The organism is Wocania arenilitoris (assembly GCF_021728535.1).
Classification (GTDB): domain Bacteria; phylum Bacteroidota; class Bacteroidia; order Flavobacteriales; family Flavobacteriaceae; genus Wocania_A; species Wocania_A arenilitoris.
Genome location: NZ_JAKKDU010000002.1, coordinates 145,732 through 163,818 on the forward strand (window position 1 = coordinate 145,732; position 18,087 = coordinate 163,818).

The 18,087-nt window shown below is 32.6% G+C and carries 16 protein-coding genes and 1 riboswitch; of the genes, 13 read left to right on the top strand and 3 right to left on the bottom strand.

Features of this window, described 5'->3' with window-relative positions:
* Positions 1 to 11 precede the first annotated feature (11 nt).
* The 11 genes from cobA (at position 12) to L3X37_RS02045 (ending at position 11,463) form a co-directional block, all read left to right on the top strand.
* A complete protein-coding gene (gene cobA, locus L3X37_RS01995; RefSeq protein ID WP_237238501.1) occupies positions 12 to 770 on the top strand; it encodes a uroporphyrinogen-III C-methyltransferase in 759 nt (252 codons plus the stop codon).
* A 3-nt stretch (positions 771 to 773) separates the two neighbouring features.
* A complete protein-coding gene (locus tag L3X37_RS02000) occupies positions 774 to 1,352 on the top strand; it encodes a precorrin-2 dehydrogenase/sirohydrochlorin ferrochelatase family protein (protein WP_237238502.1) in 579 nt (192 codons plus the stop codon).
* A 21-nt stretch (positions 1,353 to 1,373) separates the two neighbouring features.
* Entirely contained in the window at positions 1,374 to 2,429 is a 1,056-nt protein-coding gene (locus tag L3X37_RS02005; protein ID WP_237238503.1) for an NAD(P)/FAD-dependent oxidoreductase, read from the top strand.
* Positions 2,430 to 2,568: 139 nt separating this feature from the next.
* A complete protein-coding gene (gene epsC / locus L3X37_RS02010; RefSeq protein WP_237238504.1) occupies positions 2,569 to 3,309 on the top strand; it encodes a serine O-acetyltransferase EpsC in 741 nt (246 codons plus the stop codon).
* Positions 3,296 to 4,186, top strand: a complete 891-nt coding sequence (cysM, locus tag L3X37_RS02015; RefSeq protein ID WP_237238505.1) for a cysteine synthase CysM — start codon at positions 3,296 to 3,298, stop codon at positions 4,184 to 4,186. The genes epsC and cysM overlap by 14 nt, the downstream gene beginning before the upstream one ends.
* A 102-nt stretch (positions 4,187 to 4,288) precedes the next feature.
* Positions 4,289 to 4,403, top strand: a riboswitch (SAM riboswitch).
* A gap of 53 nt (positions 4,404 to 4,456) precedes the next feature.
* A complete protein-coding gene (locus L3X37_RS02020) occupies positions 4,457 to 5,470 on the top strand; it encodes a homocysteine S-methyltransferase family protein (RefSeq protein ID WP_237238506.1) in 1,014 nt (337 codons plus the stop codon).
* Between the two features lie 5 nt (positions 5,471 to 5,475).
* A complete protein-coding gene (locus L3X37_RS02025; RefSeq protein WP_237238507.1) occupies positions 5,476 to 5,757 on the top strand; it encodes an antibiotic biosynthesis monooxygenase family protein in 282 nt (93 codons plus the stop codon).
* A complete protein-coding gene (metH, locus tag L3X37_RS02030) occupies positions 5,757 to 8,429 on the top strand; it encodes a methionine synthase (protein WP_237238508.1) in 2,673 nt (890 codons plus the stop codon). The genes L3X37_RS02025 and metH overlap by 1 nt, the downstream gene beginning before the upstream one ends.
* Before the next feature lie 108 nt (positions 8,430 to 8,537).
* Positions 8,538 to 9,491 (top strand): methylenetetrahydrofolate reductase [NAD(P)H], encoded by a 954-nt coding sequence (gene metF / locus L3X37_RS02035; RefSeq protein WP_237238509.1) that lies wholly within the window; start codon positions 8,538 to 8,540, stop codon positions 9,489 to 9,491.
* A gap of 34 nt (positions 9,492 to 9,525) precedes the next feature.
* Complete coding sequence (locus L3X37_RS02040) at positions 9,526 to 10,623, top strand: acyloxyacyl hydrolase (RefSeq protein ID WP_237238510.1); 1,098 nt, start codon at positions 9,526 to 9,528, stop codon at positions 10,621 to 10,623.
* Between the two features lie 93 nt (positions 10,624 to 10,716).
* The gene (locus L3X37_RS02045) at positions 10,717 to 11,463 is read left to right on the top strand and encodes a head GIN domain-containing protein (RefSeq protein ID WP_237238511.1); all 747 of its coding nucleotides are present in this window, start codon (positions 10,717 to 10,719) and stop codon (positions 11,461 to 11,463) included.
* On the opposite strand, the gene L3X37_RS02050 is transcribed toward L3X37_RS02045, so the two are convergent.
* The 3 genes from L3X37_RS02050 to gldA all read right to left on the bottom strand — a co-directional run bounded on the left by L3X37_RS02050 (position 11,449) and on the right by gldA (position 15,818).
* Positions 11,449 to 12,636 carry an acetate/propionate family kinase gene (locus L3X37_RS02050; protein ID WP_237238512.1) on the bottom strand — a complete coding sequence of 396 codons (1,188 nt, stop codon included), beginning with the start codon at positions 12,634 to 12,636 and terminating at the stop codon, positions 11,449 to 11,451. The two genes, L3X37_RS02045 and L3X37_RS02050, sit on opposite strands and share 15 nt — an antisense overlap.
* Positions 12,637 to 12,639: 3 nt before the next feature.
* Positions 12,640 to 14,730, bottom strand: a complete 2,091-nt coding sequence (pta, locus tag L3X37_RS02055; RefSeq protein ID WP_237238513.1) for a phosphate acetyltransferase — start codon at positions 14,728 to 14,730, stop codon at positions 12,640 to 12,642.
* 191 nt (positions 14,731 to 14,921) lie between these two features.
* Complete coding sequence (gene gldA / locus L3X37_RS02060) at positions 14,922 to 15,818, bottom strand: gliding motility-associated ABC transporter ATP-binding subunit GldA (RefSeq protein ID WP_237238514.1); 897 nt, start codon at positions 15,816 to 15,818, stop codon at positions 14,922 to 14,924.
* 285 nt (positions 15,819 to 16,103) lie between these two features.
* Between gldA and L3X37_RS02065 the strand changes: the two genes are divergently transcribed.
* Positions 16,104 to 16,931 (top strand): prephenate dehydratase, encoded by an 828-nt coding sequence (locus L3X37_RS02065; protein WP_237238515.1) that lies wholly within the window; start codon positions 16,104 to 16,106, stop codon positions 16,929 to 16,931.
* The gene (locus L3X37_RS02070; protein WP_237238516.1) at positions 16,928 to 18,073 is read left to right on the top strand and encodes a pyridoxal phosphate-dependent aminotransferase; all 1,146 of its coding nucleotides are present in this window, start codon (positions 16,928 to 16,930) and stop codon (positions 18,071 to 18,073) included. The genes L3X37_RS02065 and L3X37_RS02070 overlap by 4 nt, the downstream gene beginning before the upstream one ends.
* Positions 18,074 to 18,087: the final 14 nt, after the last annotated feature.

Below are 18,087 nucleotides of genomic sequence, written 5' to 3' on the forward strand. Positions count from 1 at the left end.
AAAAAACAAGAATGAGTTTAAAAAACACATTAACAGTAGTAGGAGCAGGGCCAGGAGATATCGATTTAATTACGCTTAAAGCAATTAAAGCAATTAAGTCTGCCAATGTGGTGCTTTACGATGCGCTTATTAATGAAGCCTTGTTAGAGTATGTTAATAATGATGCAGAATTAATATTTGTGGGTAAACGAAAAGGGTGTTATGCTTTTCAGCAAGATCAGATAAACGAGCTTATTGTTTTTAAAGCAAAAGAAAAAGGACATGTGGTACGTTTGAAAGGTGGAGATCCTTTCATTTTTGGACGAGGAGCAGAAGAGATTGACTATGCTAGACAATTTGGACTTGAAACTTATGTTGTTCCTGGAATAACATCAGCAATTGCTGTTCCAGCATATCAAGGTATTCCACTTACAAAACGTGGTGCTTCAGAAAGTTTTTGGGTAATTACAGGAACAACCAAACAACATAAATTATCAACCGATGTAGCATTAGCTGCGACATCAACGGCAACTGTTGTTATTTTAATGGGAATGGGGAAACTTGCGGAAATTGTAAAGATTTTTTCTTCGCAAAATAAGCAAGATACGGCTATTGCCATCATTCAAAATGGAACAAGAGTAGATGAAAATGTTGGTATAGGAACCATTAGCACCATTGAAAAAATTGTGGAAGAAAAACAATTGGCGAATCCGGCGATTATTGTTATTGGTGATGTGGTTAAGGAAAGAGCAATATTGAGCTCAATTTTCACTAAAGTAGCCGAGGGTTAAATTATGGATAGAAATAATTTATATCCTATTTTTTTGAAAGCACGAAGCTTGAATATATTGATTGTTGGTGGAGGCAATGTTGCTGAGGAGAAATTAATGTTCTTGTTAAAATCGAGCCCTGACGCACATGTAACCATAGTGTCTCCCATGTTTCGTGAGGGCACTAAAGCGCTAGCCGAAAAAGGCTGTGTAAGATTGATTGAGGACAAATACAAAAAAAAGTATTTAAAAGGAAAGCATATAGTGGTTGCAACGACCGATGTATCTGAAGTTAACGTTAAGGTGTATAAACATTGCAGAAAGCGGAGTATTTTAGTAAATGTAGCCGATAATCCACCATATTGCGATTTTTATATGGGAGGTATTGTTACAAAAGGCAATGTGAAAGTAGCTATTAGTACAAACGGAAAGTCGCCAACAACAGCCAAACGATTACGTCAGTTTTTCGAGGATGTTATTCCAGAGAATGTAGACGATTTGGTTAAGAATTTAAACGAATATAGAAAAACAATAAAAGGTGATTTCGAACAAAAAGTGGAAACGCTAAATGAATTTACCAAAGGATTAATAAAAAAAAAATAAGTTATTAAAAGAATAGCAGAAATGATTAAAACAGATATAATAATAATTGGTGCGGGACCAACAGGATTATTTACAGTATTCGAAGCTGGATTATTAAAGCTTAAATGTCATTTAATTGATGCATTACCACAACCTGGTGGACAATGTTCAGAGTTATATCCTAAAAAACCTATTTATGATATTCCTGGTTTTCCAGAAATATTAGCAGGCGATTTAACTAAGAATTTATTAGAGCAGGGTAAACAGTTTGAACCTGGGTTTACCTTAGGTGAGCGTGCAGAAACTGTTGAAAAACAAGAAGACGGTACTTTTATAGTAACCACAAATAAGGGTACGCAGCATCAGGCGCCTGTAGTAGCTATTGCTAGCGGTTTAGGTAGTTTTGAGCCTAGAAAGCCACAGCTTGAAAATCTTGCTAAATACGAGGATAAGGGTGTAGAGTATATGATAAAAGAGCCAGAAATATATCGTGGTAAAGATGTTGTAATTGCTGGTGGTGGTGATTCTGCATTAGATTGGAGTATCTTTTTATCAGATGTAGCAAAAAGTGTTACACTTATCCATAGACGTAACGAGTTTAGAGGGCATTTAGATTCTGTTGAGAAAGTACAGGAACTAAAAAATTCAGGAAAAATTAATTTAATTACACCTGCTGAAGTTACAGATATTATAGGTAATGGCAAGGTTGAGGCTATTGAAATCAAGAAAAAAGATGAAGATCCTATTGTTTTAAAAACAGATCATTTTATTCCATTATTTGGGTTGTCTCCTAAATTAGGGCCTATTGCTAATTGGGGACTAGAAATTGAAAAAAATGCTATAAAGGTTAATAATGCATTAGATTATCAAACTAATATTCCAGGAATATTTGCAATTGGAGATGGTAATTTTTATCCAGGTAAATTAAAGTTAATTCTTTGTGGTTTTCATGAAGCTACAATAATGTGTCAAGCAGCTTATCAAATTATTAATCCAGGAAAAAAATACGTTTTAAAATATACAACTGTTAGTGGTATTGATGGTTTTGATGGTTCTCGTAAAGAAGCACCTAAAGCAGTTGTTCAAGCTATTAGTTAAGGATTAGCATAAATAAACGACTTAAGAAGTACAATCCTGCAAGGTTTTAAAACCTTGTAGGATTTAATATTTAATAAAAGTTGAATTTACAAGGATATGTTTTACTTTTATAAATCAAATTTCATAACAAATTATAAAGATGAAAAGTTATAATGTTTGTTTAAAGGATACGGTTAAAACATTTACTAAAAAATTGTTTTATTCTTTGTTCGATTGTGAGCAAGAAGAAGTGCATAAAGAATATTTAGAAAAAACATTTCTTAAAATAGTCTCTAAGCTAGAGATAGAAAACGGAAAAGCAATCTGGGAGAGCTTTAAAACGGAGCTTCCTGAGATTAGACGTCAATTAGATCTCGATGCTATTGCATTTGAAAAAAACGATCCAGCTTCGCACTCTTTAGCTGAGATTTATATGGCATATCCTGGTTTTTATGCTATTTCAATTTATAGATTAAGTCATGCACTTTATAATTTAGGTGTTCATATTCTACCAAGAATGATGAGTGAGTACATTCATGGAATTACAGGTATAGATATTCATCCTGGAGCTACTATTGGCGAATCATTTTATATAGATCATGGTACAGGTATTGTTATTGGTGAAACTTCAATTATTGGAGAACACGTTAAAATATATCAAGGGGTAACTTTAGGAGGTATTTCGGTAGCTAAAAGTTTGGCATCTACAAAACGACACCCTACTATAGAAGATAATGTATGTATATATGCAAATGCTACTATTTTAGGTGGCGATATTGTTATTGGAGCCAATAGCATTATTGGAGCCAATGTTTGGATTACTCAATCGGTTCCAGAAAATTCGTTGGTAACCTATCAAACTGAAATTAAAATTAGACCAAAAAAGAATGGTATACGGTAAAACAATACTTGATCAAATAGGTAATACACCTATTGTTGAAGCAAGTCATATTTTAAATAAAAAAGAGGTTCGGTTATTTTTGAAGCTTGAAGGCGATAACCCTGGAGGTAGTGTGAAAGATCGTGCAGCTTTTAACATGATAAACGAAGCTTTGAAAAGAGGAGATATAAAAAAGGGAGGAACTCTTGTTGAAGCTACCAGCGGTAATACTGGAATTGCTTTAGCATTTATTGCAAAACTTTTAGGATTAAATATGGTGCTTGTAATGCCTGAGAACTCTACCGTAGAACGCGTGAAAACCATGCGAGCTTATGGGGCTGAGGTTATATTAACTTCTGCCGATGTTGGTATTGAAGGCTCTAGAGATTTGGCTTTTAAATTACGAGACGAAAAAGGGTATATCTTGTTGAATCAGTTTGAAAATGACGATAACTGGAAAGCGCATTATAAAACCACTGGCCCTGAAATATGGAGAGATACAGAAGGTGAAGTAACACATTTTGTATCGGCTATGGGAACTACAGGAACCATTATGGGAACTTCTACCTTTTTAAAAGAAAAAAATAAAGGCATTACCATTGTTGGGGCTCAACCTGCTGATGGTGCGAGAATTCCTGGCATAAGAAAATGGTCGCCAGATTATTTGCCTAAGTTTTTCAATCGCTCTAAAGTAGATGTTGTTGTTGATGTAACTGAAGAAGATGCTAGAAAAACTACACAGCGTTTAGCAAAAGAAGAAGGTGTTTTTGCAGGTATGAGTAGCGGTGGATCTGTGTTTTGTGCTTTAGAAATAGCAAAGTCAATAGAGAAAGGTATTATAGTCGCCATTATTTGCGATAGAGGCGATCGGTATTTATCATCTTCTTTATTCGAATAGATTTCAAATTAGATAATCCTGCAAGTAAAAAAGACCTTGTAGAATAAGGAAAACAAAAATATAGTTAGTATTTTTGTTCGCTAGTTCATAAACGTATTAATAATGTTATCAAGAAAGGTAGAGGGACTAGACCCGTTGAAACCTTGGCAACCCTTTATCTTGTAAAGAAGGTGCTAAATTCTACTAATAATTTAATTGGTTATTGGAAAGATAACGAAAAGTGTTTCTTTTACTTTTCTTGACGACATACAGATATAAATTATCAAAAAAATGTCAAACATACAACAGGCTTTAAAAAAACGAATTTTAGTGTTAGATGGCGCAATGGGTACCATGTTACAAGCCTATAAATTCACTGAAGAAGATTTTAGGGGAGAACGCTTTAAAGACTATCCAACACCTTTACAGGGTAACAACGATTTGTTATCTATTACACAGCCAGAAGCTATAAAAACCATCCACGGAAAATATTTTGAAGCTGGAGCAGATATTGTTGAAACCAATACATTTTCTGGAACAACAATTGCTATGGCAGATTATCAAATGGAAGATTTGGTATATGAATTAAACTACAAGTCGGCTAAAATAGCAAAAGAAGTTGCTGTTGAGTTTACAAAAAAAGAACCGCATAAACCCAGATTTGTAGCAGGTTCTATTGGGCCAACAAACCGTACAGCCAGTATGTCGCCAGATGTAAACGACCCAGGGTATAGAGCCGTAACTTTTGATGAATTACGTATTGCATACAAACAACAAGTAGAAGCTTTAGTCGATGGAGGTGTAGATTTATTATTAGTTGAAACTGTATTTGATACACTTAATGCAAAAGCAGCTTTATTTGCTATAGAAGAAGTTAAAGAAGAAAGAAACATAGATATTCCAATCATGCTAAGTGGTACAATTACAGATGCATCAGGTAGAACCTTGTCAGGGCAAACAGCCGAAGCATTTTTAATTTCGGTATCGCATATACCATTATTATCAATAGGGTTTAATTGTGCTTTAGGAGCTAATTTATTGCAACCACATTTAGAAGCTATTGCCAATAAAACAGATTTTGCTATTTCTGCACATCCAAATGCAGGTTTACCAAATGCGTTTGGCGAATACGACGAAACTCCAGAAGAAATGGGTGAGCAAATTGAAGAATATTTAAAGAAAAATTTAATAAATATTATTGGTGGTTGTTGTGGTACAAGTCCAAAACATATAAAAGTTATTGCAGATATAGCGACTAAATACAAACCAAGAAATCATACTAGACCTGTTTCTGCATTACATTAAAATTTATGATACTAGAAGTTGCCATATTAAACATAAAAGAAGGATTATCTCAAGCTTTTGAATTGAGTTTTCAAAAAGCAGAAAAAATCATTTCATCAATTGAAGGATATGTTTCTCATAAACTAAAGAAATGTATCGAGCAAGAAGATAAATATATTTTATTAGTCAATTGGGAAACATTAGAAGATCATGAAAAAGGATTTAGAAAATCTAAAGAATATCAAGAATGGAAAAAGTTATTGCATCATTTTTACGAACCTTTTCCAGTTGTGGAGCATTATAAATAATGAAAATAAAACAAGAAAAATATATGCGTTTGTCTGGTTTAGAGCCTTTGGTTTTAAACGAAAACAGTAATTTTATTAATGTTGGAGAACGCACCAATGTTGCCGGTTCTCGAAAATTTTTACGTCTTGTTAAAGAAGAAAAATTTGATGAGGCTCTCGATATTGCACGTCATCAAGTAGACGGCGGTGCACAAATTATAGACATTAATATGGACGATGGTCTAATTGATGGAAAAGAAGCAATGGTACGCTTCTTAAATTTAATTGCAGCAGAGCCAGATATTTGTCGAGTACCTATTATGATTGACTCTTCAAAATGGGAAATCATTGAAGCTGGTCTTAAAGTAGTACAAGGAAAATGTATTGTAAATTCAATTTCTCTTAAAGAAGGCGAAGACAAATTTATTTTTGAAGCTAAACAAATTAAGAGATACGGAGCAGCAGTTATTGTAATGGCATTTGATGAAGTTGGACAAGCCGATAATTATGAAAGACGCATTGAAATAGCAAAACGCTCTTATGATATTTTGGTGAATAGAGTAGGCTTTCCATCAGAAGATATTATTTTCGATTTAAACATTTTTCCTGTTGCTACAGGTATGGAAGAACATCGTAAAAATGCCATCGATTTTATTGAAGCAACACGTTGGGTTCGCGAAAATTTAGTGAATGTTTCGGTAAGTGGAGGCGTAAGTAATGTGTCATTTTCATTTAGAGGAAATAACGGTGTTCGCGAAGCAATGCATTCTGTGTTTTTATACCACGCTATTCAAAATGGTATGAATATGGGAATTGTAAATCCTGCAATGTTGGAGGTTTATGATGATATTCCTAAAGATTTATTAGAACATGTAGAAGACGTTATTTTAGACAGACGCGATGATGCTACTGAGCGCTTATTAGATTTTGCTGAAACTGTTAAAGGATCTAAAGTTGGTAAAACAGTCGATTTATCTTGGCGAGAAAATCCGTTGCAAGACAGAATTACACACGCTTTAGTAAAAGGTATTGATGCCTTTATTATTGAGGATATTGAACAAGCAAGACAGGAAGCAGAAAAACCAATTGAAGTTATTGAAGGGCATTTGATGATAGGTATGAATGTGGTTGGCGATTTATTTGGAGCAGGTAAAATGTTCTTACCACAAGTGGTAAAATCGGCTCGAGTGATGAAAAAGGCAGTAGCGTATTTGAATCCGTTTATTGAAGCTGAAAAATCAGATAAATCAGAACCTGTTGGTAAAATATTAATGGCAACAGTTAAAGGAGATGTACATGATATAGGCAAAAATATTGTAAGTGTTGTTTTAGCATGTAATAACTACGAAATAGTTGATTTAGGTGTTATGGTGCCGCCAGAAAAAATTATTGAAACAGCTATTAATGAGCGTGTTGATGCTATTGGACTATCTGGATTAATTACACCATCGCTAGATGAAATGGTATATTTGGCAAAAGAAATGCAACGACAAAATTTTGAGTTGCCATTACTAATTGGAGGTGCAACTACCTCAAAAGCACATACGGCTGTTAAAATTGATACACAATATGAAAATGCAGTGGTACATGTAAATGATGCATCGCGTGCTGTAACTGTGGTTGGCGATTTATTAAATAAAAAATCTGCACACATATACACTGCTAAGTTAAAAGCTGATTATGATGAATTTAGAACCAAGTTTTTAAAACGAGGAAAAGAAAAATCATATATAACAATTAAAGAAGCTAGAAAAAGAAAATATAAAATTGATTGGGAAACGTCTAAAATTATGAAACCTAGAGAATTAGGAATTCAAGTTTTAAAACAATTAAGCTTAAAAAAATTAGTGCCTTTTATAGATTGGAGTCCGTTTTTTAGAAGTTGGGATTTACATGGTAAATATCCAGATATTTTAAAAGATGAGATAGTAGGAGAGCAAGCCACACAATTGTTTGAAGATGCTCAAGAAATGATTCAGAAAGTACTAGCCAAACAATCATTAAAACCTAAAGCAGTTTTTGGTCTGTTTGAAGCAAACGCAGTAAATGACGATGATATTTCTGTTCAAAAAAAAGGCAAAGAAATAGCTGTTTTTAGAACGTTACGCCAACAATTAAAAAAACGAGAAGGGATTCCAAACCACGCCTTAGCAGATTTTATTGCACCAATAGAAACAGGTAAAACCGATTATATGGGTGCATTTTGCGTTGGTATTTTTGGAGCTCAAGAATTAGCAGATAGTTATAAAGCAAAAGATGATGATTATAATGCGATAATGGCACAAGCTATTGCAGATCGTTTTGCTGAAGCTTTCGCAGAATACCTACACAAACAAGTGAGAACAAAGCATTGGGCCTATTCGGAAGATGAAGATTTAACCAACGATGATTTAATAAAAGAAAGTTATAAAGGTATTCGTCCGGCACCAGGCTACCCAGCTTGCCCTGACCATTTGGAAAAGGAAACTATTTGGGAGCTCTTAGATGTTGAAAAGCTAATAGGTGTAAAACTAACCGAAAGTCTAGCTATGTGGCCCGCAGCCGCAGTTTCGGGCTATTATTTTGCAAATAAAGAAGCAAAATATTTTGGTTTAGGAAAGATTACAGACGACCAAGTAACTGACTATGCAACAAGAAAAGGAATAACAAAAGATAAGGCAAGAAAGTGGTTGCATCCAAATTTAGTGGAGTAAATAGCTCCGCCTTACCTCCCTAAAGGAGAGAGTATAGAAATGAAAATAAAGAATATTAAAATATAAAAACCAATTTAAGCCCTTCTTTTCGAGGGGTTGAGGAGGCTTATGAAAGTAACAGAACACATTAAAAAAGCAAAAGGGAAGACTTTGTTTTCTTTTGAAATTATTCCACCAAAAAAAGGTAAAAGCATTAAAGAATTATATGATAATATAGATCCGTTAATGGAATTTAATCCACCTTTTATAGATGTAACAACTTCGCGAGAAGAATTTATATACATTGAAAAAGAAGGACTTTTTGATAGGAAAATTACCAGAATGCGCCCAGGAACATTGGGTATATGTGCAGCTATAAAGCACAAATATAATGTAGATACGGTACCCCATGTATTGTGTGGAGGATTCACCAAAGAAGAAACAGAGTATTTGTTGGTAGATTGTCACTATTTAGGTATTAACAATGTTATGGCCTTACGAGGTGATGCCATGAAAGGCGAACAATATTTTAAAGCGACCAAAGGCGGGCATACTTACGCTACTCAATTGGTAAATCAAATTCAGAACTTAAATACGGGGAAGTATTTGCATGGTACTTTAGATGTTGATGATAAAGCCGATTTTTGTATTGGTGTTGCTGGTTACCCTGAAAAACACTTGGAAGCACCATCAATAAAAAGTGATTTAAAGCGCTTAAAAGAAAAGGTTGATGCTGGTGCAGACTATGTGGTAACCCAAATGTTTTTTGATAACAATAAGTATTTTGAGTTTGTTGAAGCGGCTAAAAAAGAAGGAATTACAGTGCCTATTATTCCTGGAATTAAACCCATTGCAGTCAATAGGCATTTACAATTATTGCCACAGGTTTTTAAAATAGACTTACCAGAAACTTTAATTGCTGAAGTTGATAAATGTGCAGACAACAAACAAGTACGTCAAGTTGGAGTTGAGTGGTGTATACAGCAGTCTAAAGAATTGTTAAATGCAGGGGTACCTGTACTACACTATTATTCTATGGGCAAAAGTGATAATATAAAAGCCATTGCTTCTGCGTTGTTTTAATAATTACCTTATTTTTACTGCATAAATCTTATTTATGCGTCAACTATTTTTATGTGTTTTTTATATAGCTTTTAGCTTTTCTTTTTCTCAAGATAAGACACATACATCTTATGTTGATATAAGTTATTTTAAAGGTAATATTGCGCTACACAATAGTGATATTCTTCACTTAATAAAAGGACACCCCGAAGGTTTTATTTTAAGTTGGAATAAAAAAACGTACGGTTTTAACAATTGGGAACAACGTTATAATTATCCAGACTATGGTATATCGTTTGCGTATCAAAATTTAAAAAATGATGTTTTAGGCAATGTATCATCGTTGTATGCTCATTATAATTTCTATTTTTTAAAGCGCAATATCATGTTGCGTATTGGTCAAGGTATAGCCTACACAGAAAATCCGTACCACAAAGAAAATAATTTTAGAAACATCGCTTTTGGCTCAAAACTAATGAGCAGTACGTATGTAATGATTAATTATAAAAAGGAACGTATTATTGATAGGTTTGGATTGCAGGCTGGTTTTTCGCTAATTCATTATTCTAACGCTAATGTAAAAGCACCAAATACGAGTATTAATTCGTTAACTTTTAACTTAGGTGTTACTTATAGTTTAGATGATGAAGCACTCGAGTATCAAAATACATTAGATGAAAATCATGAAAAATTTACCCAACCTATAAAGTATAATATTGCCTTTAGAAGTGGTGTTAATCAAAGCGATGTAGTTGGTAGCGGTCAGTTTCCATTTTATATTTTTTCTGCTTATGCTGATAAAAGAATACACCATAAAAGCGCATTACAGTTTGGAGCAGATGTGTTCTTTTCAAACTTTTTAAAAGAGCTTATATATTATAAAAGTGTCGCGTTTCCAGAAGAAAATGTTGATGGAGACGAAGATTATAAACGTATTGGTGTTTTTACAGGACACGAGTTATTTATTAATAAAACGTCATTAATAACCCAATTAGGATATTATGTGTATTATCCGTTTGATTTTGAGGGAAGAACCTATTTTAGAGTTGGTTTAAAACGCTATTTTAATGATCAGTGGTTTGGAGCTTTAACTTTAAAATCACACGGCGCAAAAGCGGAAGCAGTAGAATTTGGAATAGGTATAAGATTGTAAAAAGAATACTGTCATTCCTGCGAAGGCAGGAATCTTTTAAGTTGAATCTAAAATATAAAAGTGGATTCCTGCTTTCGCAGGAATGACAAAAAAATGAAAAAATTAATTCATATATCAGTTTTATTTTTGTTTTTTGCTTGCGATAGCGAAAATGCAAGTGATTGTTTCCAAAAAACAGGACGCCTTATTCAACAAGAAATACCTGTTGATACCTTTGATAAAATATTTGTTAATAGAGATATTGAATTAATAATTAAAGACGGCGACATCCAAAAAGTAATTATAGAAACTGGAGAAAATTTATTAAATGATATTACTGCTATTGTTGTAGATGGTAAATTAACACTTACTGATAATAACAGTTGTAATTATGTACGCGATTATGGTATAACCAAAGTACATGTAACATCTCCAAATATAACAGAAATAAGAAGTTCAACACAATATGATGTTAAATCGGATGGTGTTTTAACCTATCCAAGTTTAACCATTTTGTCAGAAGATTTTAATGCACCAGATACTTTTACCAACGGAAATTTTAGACTTCAAATAGACAATAACGCCTTCGCATTAGTTTTTAATAATTTATCGAATTGCTTTATTTCGGGTAAAACGAACAACTTGAATATTACATTTGCGGCAGGAACATCGCGATTTGAAGGACGAGATTTAGTGGTACAAAATATTCAGTTATGGAATAGAAGTTCTAACGATATGATTGTAAATCCACAACAAGCAATAAGAGGAAAAATATCAGGTACGGGCAATGTCATTGCGGTAAATAAACCTGCTGTTGTTGAAGTTGAAGAAGTTTACAAAGGGCGTTTAATTTTTGAATAAATTTACCGATTGCTTTGCAATTTCTAATTCTTCATTTGTTGGAATAACCAATACTTTAACTTTAGATTGCTCAGTATTTATAGCTTTTAAATTTTTCGGATTAATGTTGTTCTTTTCAGTATCTAACTCTATACCTAAAAAATCTAAATTTTCGCAAACTTTTTGTCTAATAAGTTTAGAGTTTTCACCAATGCCTGCTGTAAATACAATAGCATCTAATCCGTTTAAAATAGCGGCGTAACTTCCAATGTATTTTTTTACACGATATACATTCATTTCTAATGCTAATTGGCAAGCTTTATTGCCTTTTTCAGCTTCAGCTTCAATATCTCTTAAATCACTATATCCCGTTAAACCTAGCATACCACTTTTTTTTTGTAGTAGTGTATTAATTTCCGTTAAACTATAGTTATATTTTTCAGCTAAATAAAAAATAATTGAAGGGTCAATATCTCCAGATCGTGTACCCATAATTAATCCGCTAACTGGTGAAAAACCTAAAGAATGGTCAATGCTTTTTCCGTTTTTTATGGCGGTCATACTACACCCATTTCCTAAATGAATGGTTATAATTTTTGAATGGGTTTTTCCTAAATATTCAATCGCTTTTTCTGAAACATATTTATGACTTGTGCCATGAAATCCATAAACTCGAATGTTATGTTTTTCCGAAAAATCAGTTGGAATAGCATATTTATAAGCATACTCTGGAATGCTTTGATGGAATGCCGTATCGAAAACTGCTACTTGTTTAGCTTTAGGGAAAATAGTTTCAGCAACTTCTATACCTTCTAAATTTGGAGGATTATGTAACGGTGCTAAAGATGATAGTGCTTTTATTTTATCTTTTACAGCTTGGGTAATTTCGGTGGTATTGCTAAAATGTTTTCCACCATGAACCACGCGATGTCCAACTATATTAATAGCATCAGTAGATTGAATAATACCAGTGTTTTTATGTAAAAGTTGTTTAGCCAATAATTCTAAACCTACTTTATGATTGGGAATATCTTCAGTAATCTCAATAGTGTTATTATTGGTTTTAAATTTGAATTTGGCATCGGTAAACCCAATACGCTCAATTAAACCAGAGCACAAAATAGTTTCTTCTGGCATAGAGAATAATTGAAATTTTAACGAAGAACTTCCAGAATTTAAAACTAATACTTGCATAAATTAAAGGTCTTGGGCTTGTATAGCGGTTATTATAACGGTGCTATAAATATCGTCGGCAGTACAACCACGACTTAAATCGTTTACAGGTTTATTAAGACCTTGTAGCATGGGACCAATAGCCAATGCACCAGTTTCTCGTTGTACCGCTTTATACGTATTATTTCCAGTGTTTAAATCAGGGAAAATAAACACAGTTGCTTGTCCTGCAACATCAGAATTTGGTAGCTTACTTTTTCCAATGCGCATATCTACAGCCGCATCGTATTGAATTGGTCCTTCAATTTTTAAATCAGGTACTTGCGCTTTAGCAATTTCGGTGGCTTTTCTAACTTTATCAACATCTTCACCTTTGCCAGAGGCTCCAGAAGAATACGATAGCATAGCTACTTTTGGCTCAACTCCAAAATTTTGAGCTGTTTTTGCTGATGAAATAGCAATTTCTGCTAATTGTTCTGCATTTGGGTTTGGGTTAATAGCACAATCGCCAAAAATAGATACACGATCTTCTAAACACATAAAGAAAACAGAAGATACGATGTTAACATCAGGCTTTGTTTTTATAAACTGTAAAGCAGGACGTAAAGTGTGGGCTGTAGTATGTACTGCGCCAGAAACCATACCGTCTGCATGGCCTTTGTAAATCATCATGGTAGCAAAATACGAAACATCAGTCATCGCATCTTTTGCTATATCTAAGGTGATGTTTTTATGTTTTCTAAGCTCATAAAATGTGTTTACATAATCCTCAAAATGAGGAGATTTAATAGGGGAAACAATGTTTATGTCATCAATATTTAAAGCAATATCAAATTTTTCTAAACGCTCTTTTATTTTTTCTTTTTCACCAATTAAAGTAATATCAACCACATGAGCATCAATTAGTCTTGCTGTGGCACGCAGCACACGTTCATCATAACCTTCAGGCAGTACAATGTGTTTTTTATCTTTTAAGGCACGTTGTAATAAATTGTACTGAAACATTCTTGGAGTAAAAATATCTGATTTAAAAGTAATTAAGTCATTTGATAATTTATCAGTGTCTACATGCTTTTCAAAGGCTGCTATTGATGATGTAATTTTGTCAACATTTTCAGCATATATTTTAGGTTTTATTTTGCCAATAGTATTTGTTACTTGAAATGTACCTTCTTTAACGCTAATTATTGGTACAACACTAGACAATCCTTCTATTAATTTTAAAATAGAATCTTCTGGAATTAATCCACCAGTTAAAATAATTCCAGATATTTTTGGGTAATTTTTAGAAATATTGGCTTGTAATGCTCCTAAAATAATATCGGCTCTATCACCAGGAGTAATTACTAAAGCATTTTCTTTTAAATGTGTTAGGTAATTACGCAATTGCATTGCACCAACACTAAAATTGTCTATTTGATTGTTAATTAGGTCTTTACAAAAAAGCACGTTGCCGTCTAATATTTTAAGAACTTCTTTTAATGTAGGGTTTGCTAAACTTTTTATTTTAGGAATAACACTAATATCTGTACCACTGTTAATACGGGTTTTTAATTGAGTTTTTAATTTGGTAATATAGTCTGGATTAATTTTGTTGGTAATTATTGATAACACATCAACTTCTTCTTTAAAAGTATCGTATGATAATTGAACATTATCAACAATTTCGTTTACTTCCTTTTTATCGCCTTGCGATACAATAATAACAGGTAAGCCTAAGTTTTTAGAAATTAAAATATTAATATCTAACTCTAAACTAGAATTTTCATGAGAGAAATCGGTGCCTTCAACAAGTATAATATCAAATTTTTCTTCCAGATATTTATATTTTTTAATAATTTCATCAATAACATCGCCAGATTTTCCTTGGTTGTATAAATCGAGTACTTGGTTACGAGTGTAAGCGAAAGTTTTTTTGTAGTTGATATCGATATCAAAATGCGACATCACAGTATTAATATGATTATCCATTTCGCCATCTTCGATATCTTCAATTATAGGTCTAAAATAACCTACTTTTGCAGTTTTTCCTAAAAGCATACGCATTAACCCAAGTACAACAACAGATTTTCCACTGTTAGGCTCAATTGTAGCTACATAAATTCCTTTACTCATTTATTGATTAATTTTTGCGTTACAAAGATAGAGTATTGCTTGCTTTTGTAAAGATGATATTTGTCATGGTTTCGCAATATTATACCATTTCTTATTTGAAATAATCGTAATAAAGCACCCTTTTTTTATTTCTACCTCAATAGAAAAAGAAACCATAAGGCTATGCTTTATGTTTTGTGTAACTCTTAAATCTAATCTGAAGTTAACTCCCTAAATAAACTCTCTAAACTCGCATTCTTTTGATTGAGTTGAAGAATTTTTAATTGATTGTCGTGTGCAAAATCAAAGACATAAGACCGCATGTCTTCAGTGGTTTTAAACGTAATTTCGTAAACAAAATCATGCGTATTTACAACCTTCTCTACTTTAGTGAGTTTTAATAAAAAGGCATCTTCAACACGGTAATCAAACTCCACAATAACAGTTTGTTCTGTACCTTCACGTAGTTCTTTTAGCTTTTTATCGGCAACAATTTTACCTTTATTAATAATAATAACGCGGTCGCACATAGCTTCAACTTCTTGCATAATGTGTGTAGATAAAAACACGGTTTTTGTTTTGCCAATATTTTTAATAAGATTTCTAATATCTATGAGCTGATTGGGGTCTAAACCTGTTGTGGGTTCGTCTAAAATTAAAACATCAGGATTGTGCAGTAATGCATTGGCTAAGCCTACCCGTTGTCTATACCCTTTTGAGAGTTGCCCAATTCTTTTATGTGCCTCGGGCGTTAAACCAGTAAGTTTAATAACTTTTTCAATACGTGTTTTGGGTGTTTTGTAAATATTTGCGTTAAAGTTTAAATATTCTTTTACATACATATCTAAATACAAGGGGTTGTGTTCTGGCAAATAGCCAACACTTTGTTGTACGTTTTTCAGGTTCTCATTTACATCAAATCCATTTACCTTAGCAACACCATTTGTAGCATTAATACAAGTGGTTAAAATTTTCATCATAGTCGATTTTCCAGCACCATTAGGTCCTAGAAAACCAACAATTTCTGGTTTTTCAACTTTAAAAGAAATATTCTTTAATACTTTTTGATTTCCGTAAAGCTTCGAAATTCCTTCAACTTCAATAGACATATTTAAAATAGTTTCTTCAAAAATAATAATTATATAATGTAAAGCTTAGTTTGCTATAAATTCTTTAAAACTATTAATAAAATTTAAAAAAACATTATTTAGTATTTTGATTTCTTGAAATATTATTTAATTTAGCCACTTAATTATGACAATGACAGTATTTTATACATATTTTAACAATTGGTTTTATTTCTTTTTTAGTAAAAGAAACGAGGCGTTGTATGTATAATTTATAACTATAAATTTTAATATGAGTCTCGATGAAAATCGGGACTTTTTTTATATATGATTAAAACAGTAGCAATACAAGGTGTTAAAGGATCGTTCCACCACATTGTTTCTCAAGAGTTTTTTGAGAGGCATGTTAATGCTATTGAATGTTTAACTTTTGATAGAGTAGTAGATTCTTTAATTTTAAAAGAATGTGATGCCGCGATTATGGCTTTAGAGAATTCTATAGCAGGCTCCATTATTCCTAACTATGCGTTAATTGATAATAAGGATTTGCATATAGTTGGTGAGCATTATTTAGATATTCAGCACAATTTAATGGCACTTAAAAACCAAAGTATTAAAGCTGTTAAAGAAGTATATTCGCACCCCATGGCACTGCTGCAGTGTAAAGAGTTTTTTAAGAAACATCCACATATAAAATTAATTGAAGACAAAGATACTGCTGAGGTCGCACAGCGTATAAACGAAAAACAATTAAAAGGTGTTGGTGCCATAGCTAGTGTTATGGCTGCTGAAATTTTCGAACTAGATATTTTAGCACATAGCATACAAACTATTAAACACAACGAAACAAGGTTTGCTATTGTTAAACGAACAAATTCTGAAGTGCCAGAAAATGAAATTAATAAAGCCTCAATAAAATTTGAAGCTAACCATAAACGTGGCAGTTTAGCAACTATTTTAAATGTGATGAGTGATTGTAAGTTGAATTTAACAAAAATTCAATCCTTACCAATTATTGAAACACCATGGAAATATGCCTTTTTTGTTGATGTTACTTTTGAGGATTTATCAAATTTTAAAAAAGCAAAGGCATTAATAGAAATTATGGCTGATAATTTTAAAGTTTTAGGCGAATATAAAAATGCAAAGTTATGATTGAAGTTGCTAAACGATTGCATAGCGTTGAAGAATACTACTTCTCAAAAAAATTAAGAGAGGTTAATAAACTTATTGCAAGTGGTAAGCCTATTATTAACTTAGCTATTGGTAGCCCTGATTTGCAACCACCTCAAAAAGTAATTAAAGCTTTAACTGATGGGTTACAAAAACCTAACGCACATAAATATCAAAGCTATCAAGGGCTTCCTGAATTAAGAGAAGCTATTACTAGCTTTTATAAAATGCATTTTTCGGTTAACTTAAATGCTAATACAGAGGTGCTTCCGTTAATGGGAAGTAAGGAGGGGATTATGCATATTTCTATGACCTACTTAAATGAAGGTGATGAGGTTTTAATACCAAACCCAGGATATCCAACTTACCAATCGGTTACAAAATTAGTTGGTGCAAACCCTCTTTTTTACGAGTTAGACGCCGCCAATAATTGGTTGCCAGATTTAAAAAGTTTAGAGAAAACAGATTTAACTAAAGTAAAATTGATGTGGATAAATTATCCGCACATGCCAACTGGTGCGAAGTCAACTAAATATTTATTTGAAGAATTAGTAGTCTTTGCAAAACGCCATAATATTTTAATTGTAAATGATAATCCGTATAGTTTTATACTAAACGATTCACCTCAAAGCATATTAAGTGTAAAAGGGGCAAAAGAGGTGTGTTTAGAGCTTAACTCGTTAAGTAAAACGTTTAATATGGCAGGTTGGCGTGTAGGTATGGTACTTGGAGATGGCATACATATTAATAATATTTTAAAGGTTAAAACTAATATGGATTCTGGGATGTTTTATGGTATTCAAAGAGGGGCTATTGAAGCTTTAAAATGTTCAAAAATGTGGTTTAGTACACTAAATAGTGTTTACCAGCAACGTAGAAAATTAGTTTGGCAATTGGCAGATGCTTTAAATTGTACTTACAATAAAAATGCTACAGGACTTTTTGTTTGGGCAAAATTACCAGCTAATGTTACATCCGAAGAGTTTATAGATTTAATATTAAAAGAGAATCATATTTTTATTACCCCAGGCACTATTTTTGGTAGTCAAGGCGAAGGTTATATTAGGTTTTCTTTATGTGCATCAAATGAGGTTTTAGAAGAAGCCATAACAAGATTGAGATAGTATTCAGTTTGCAG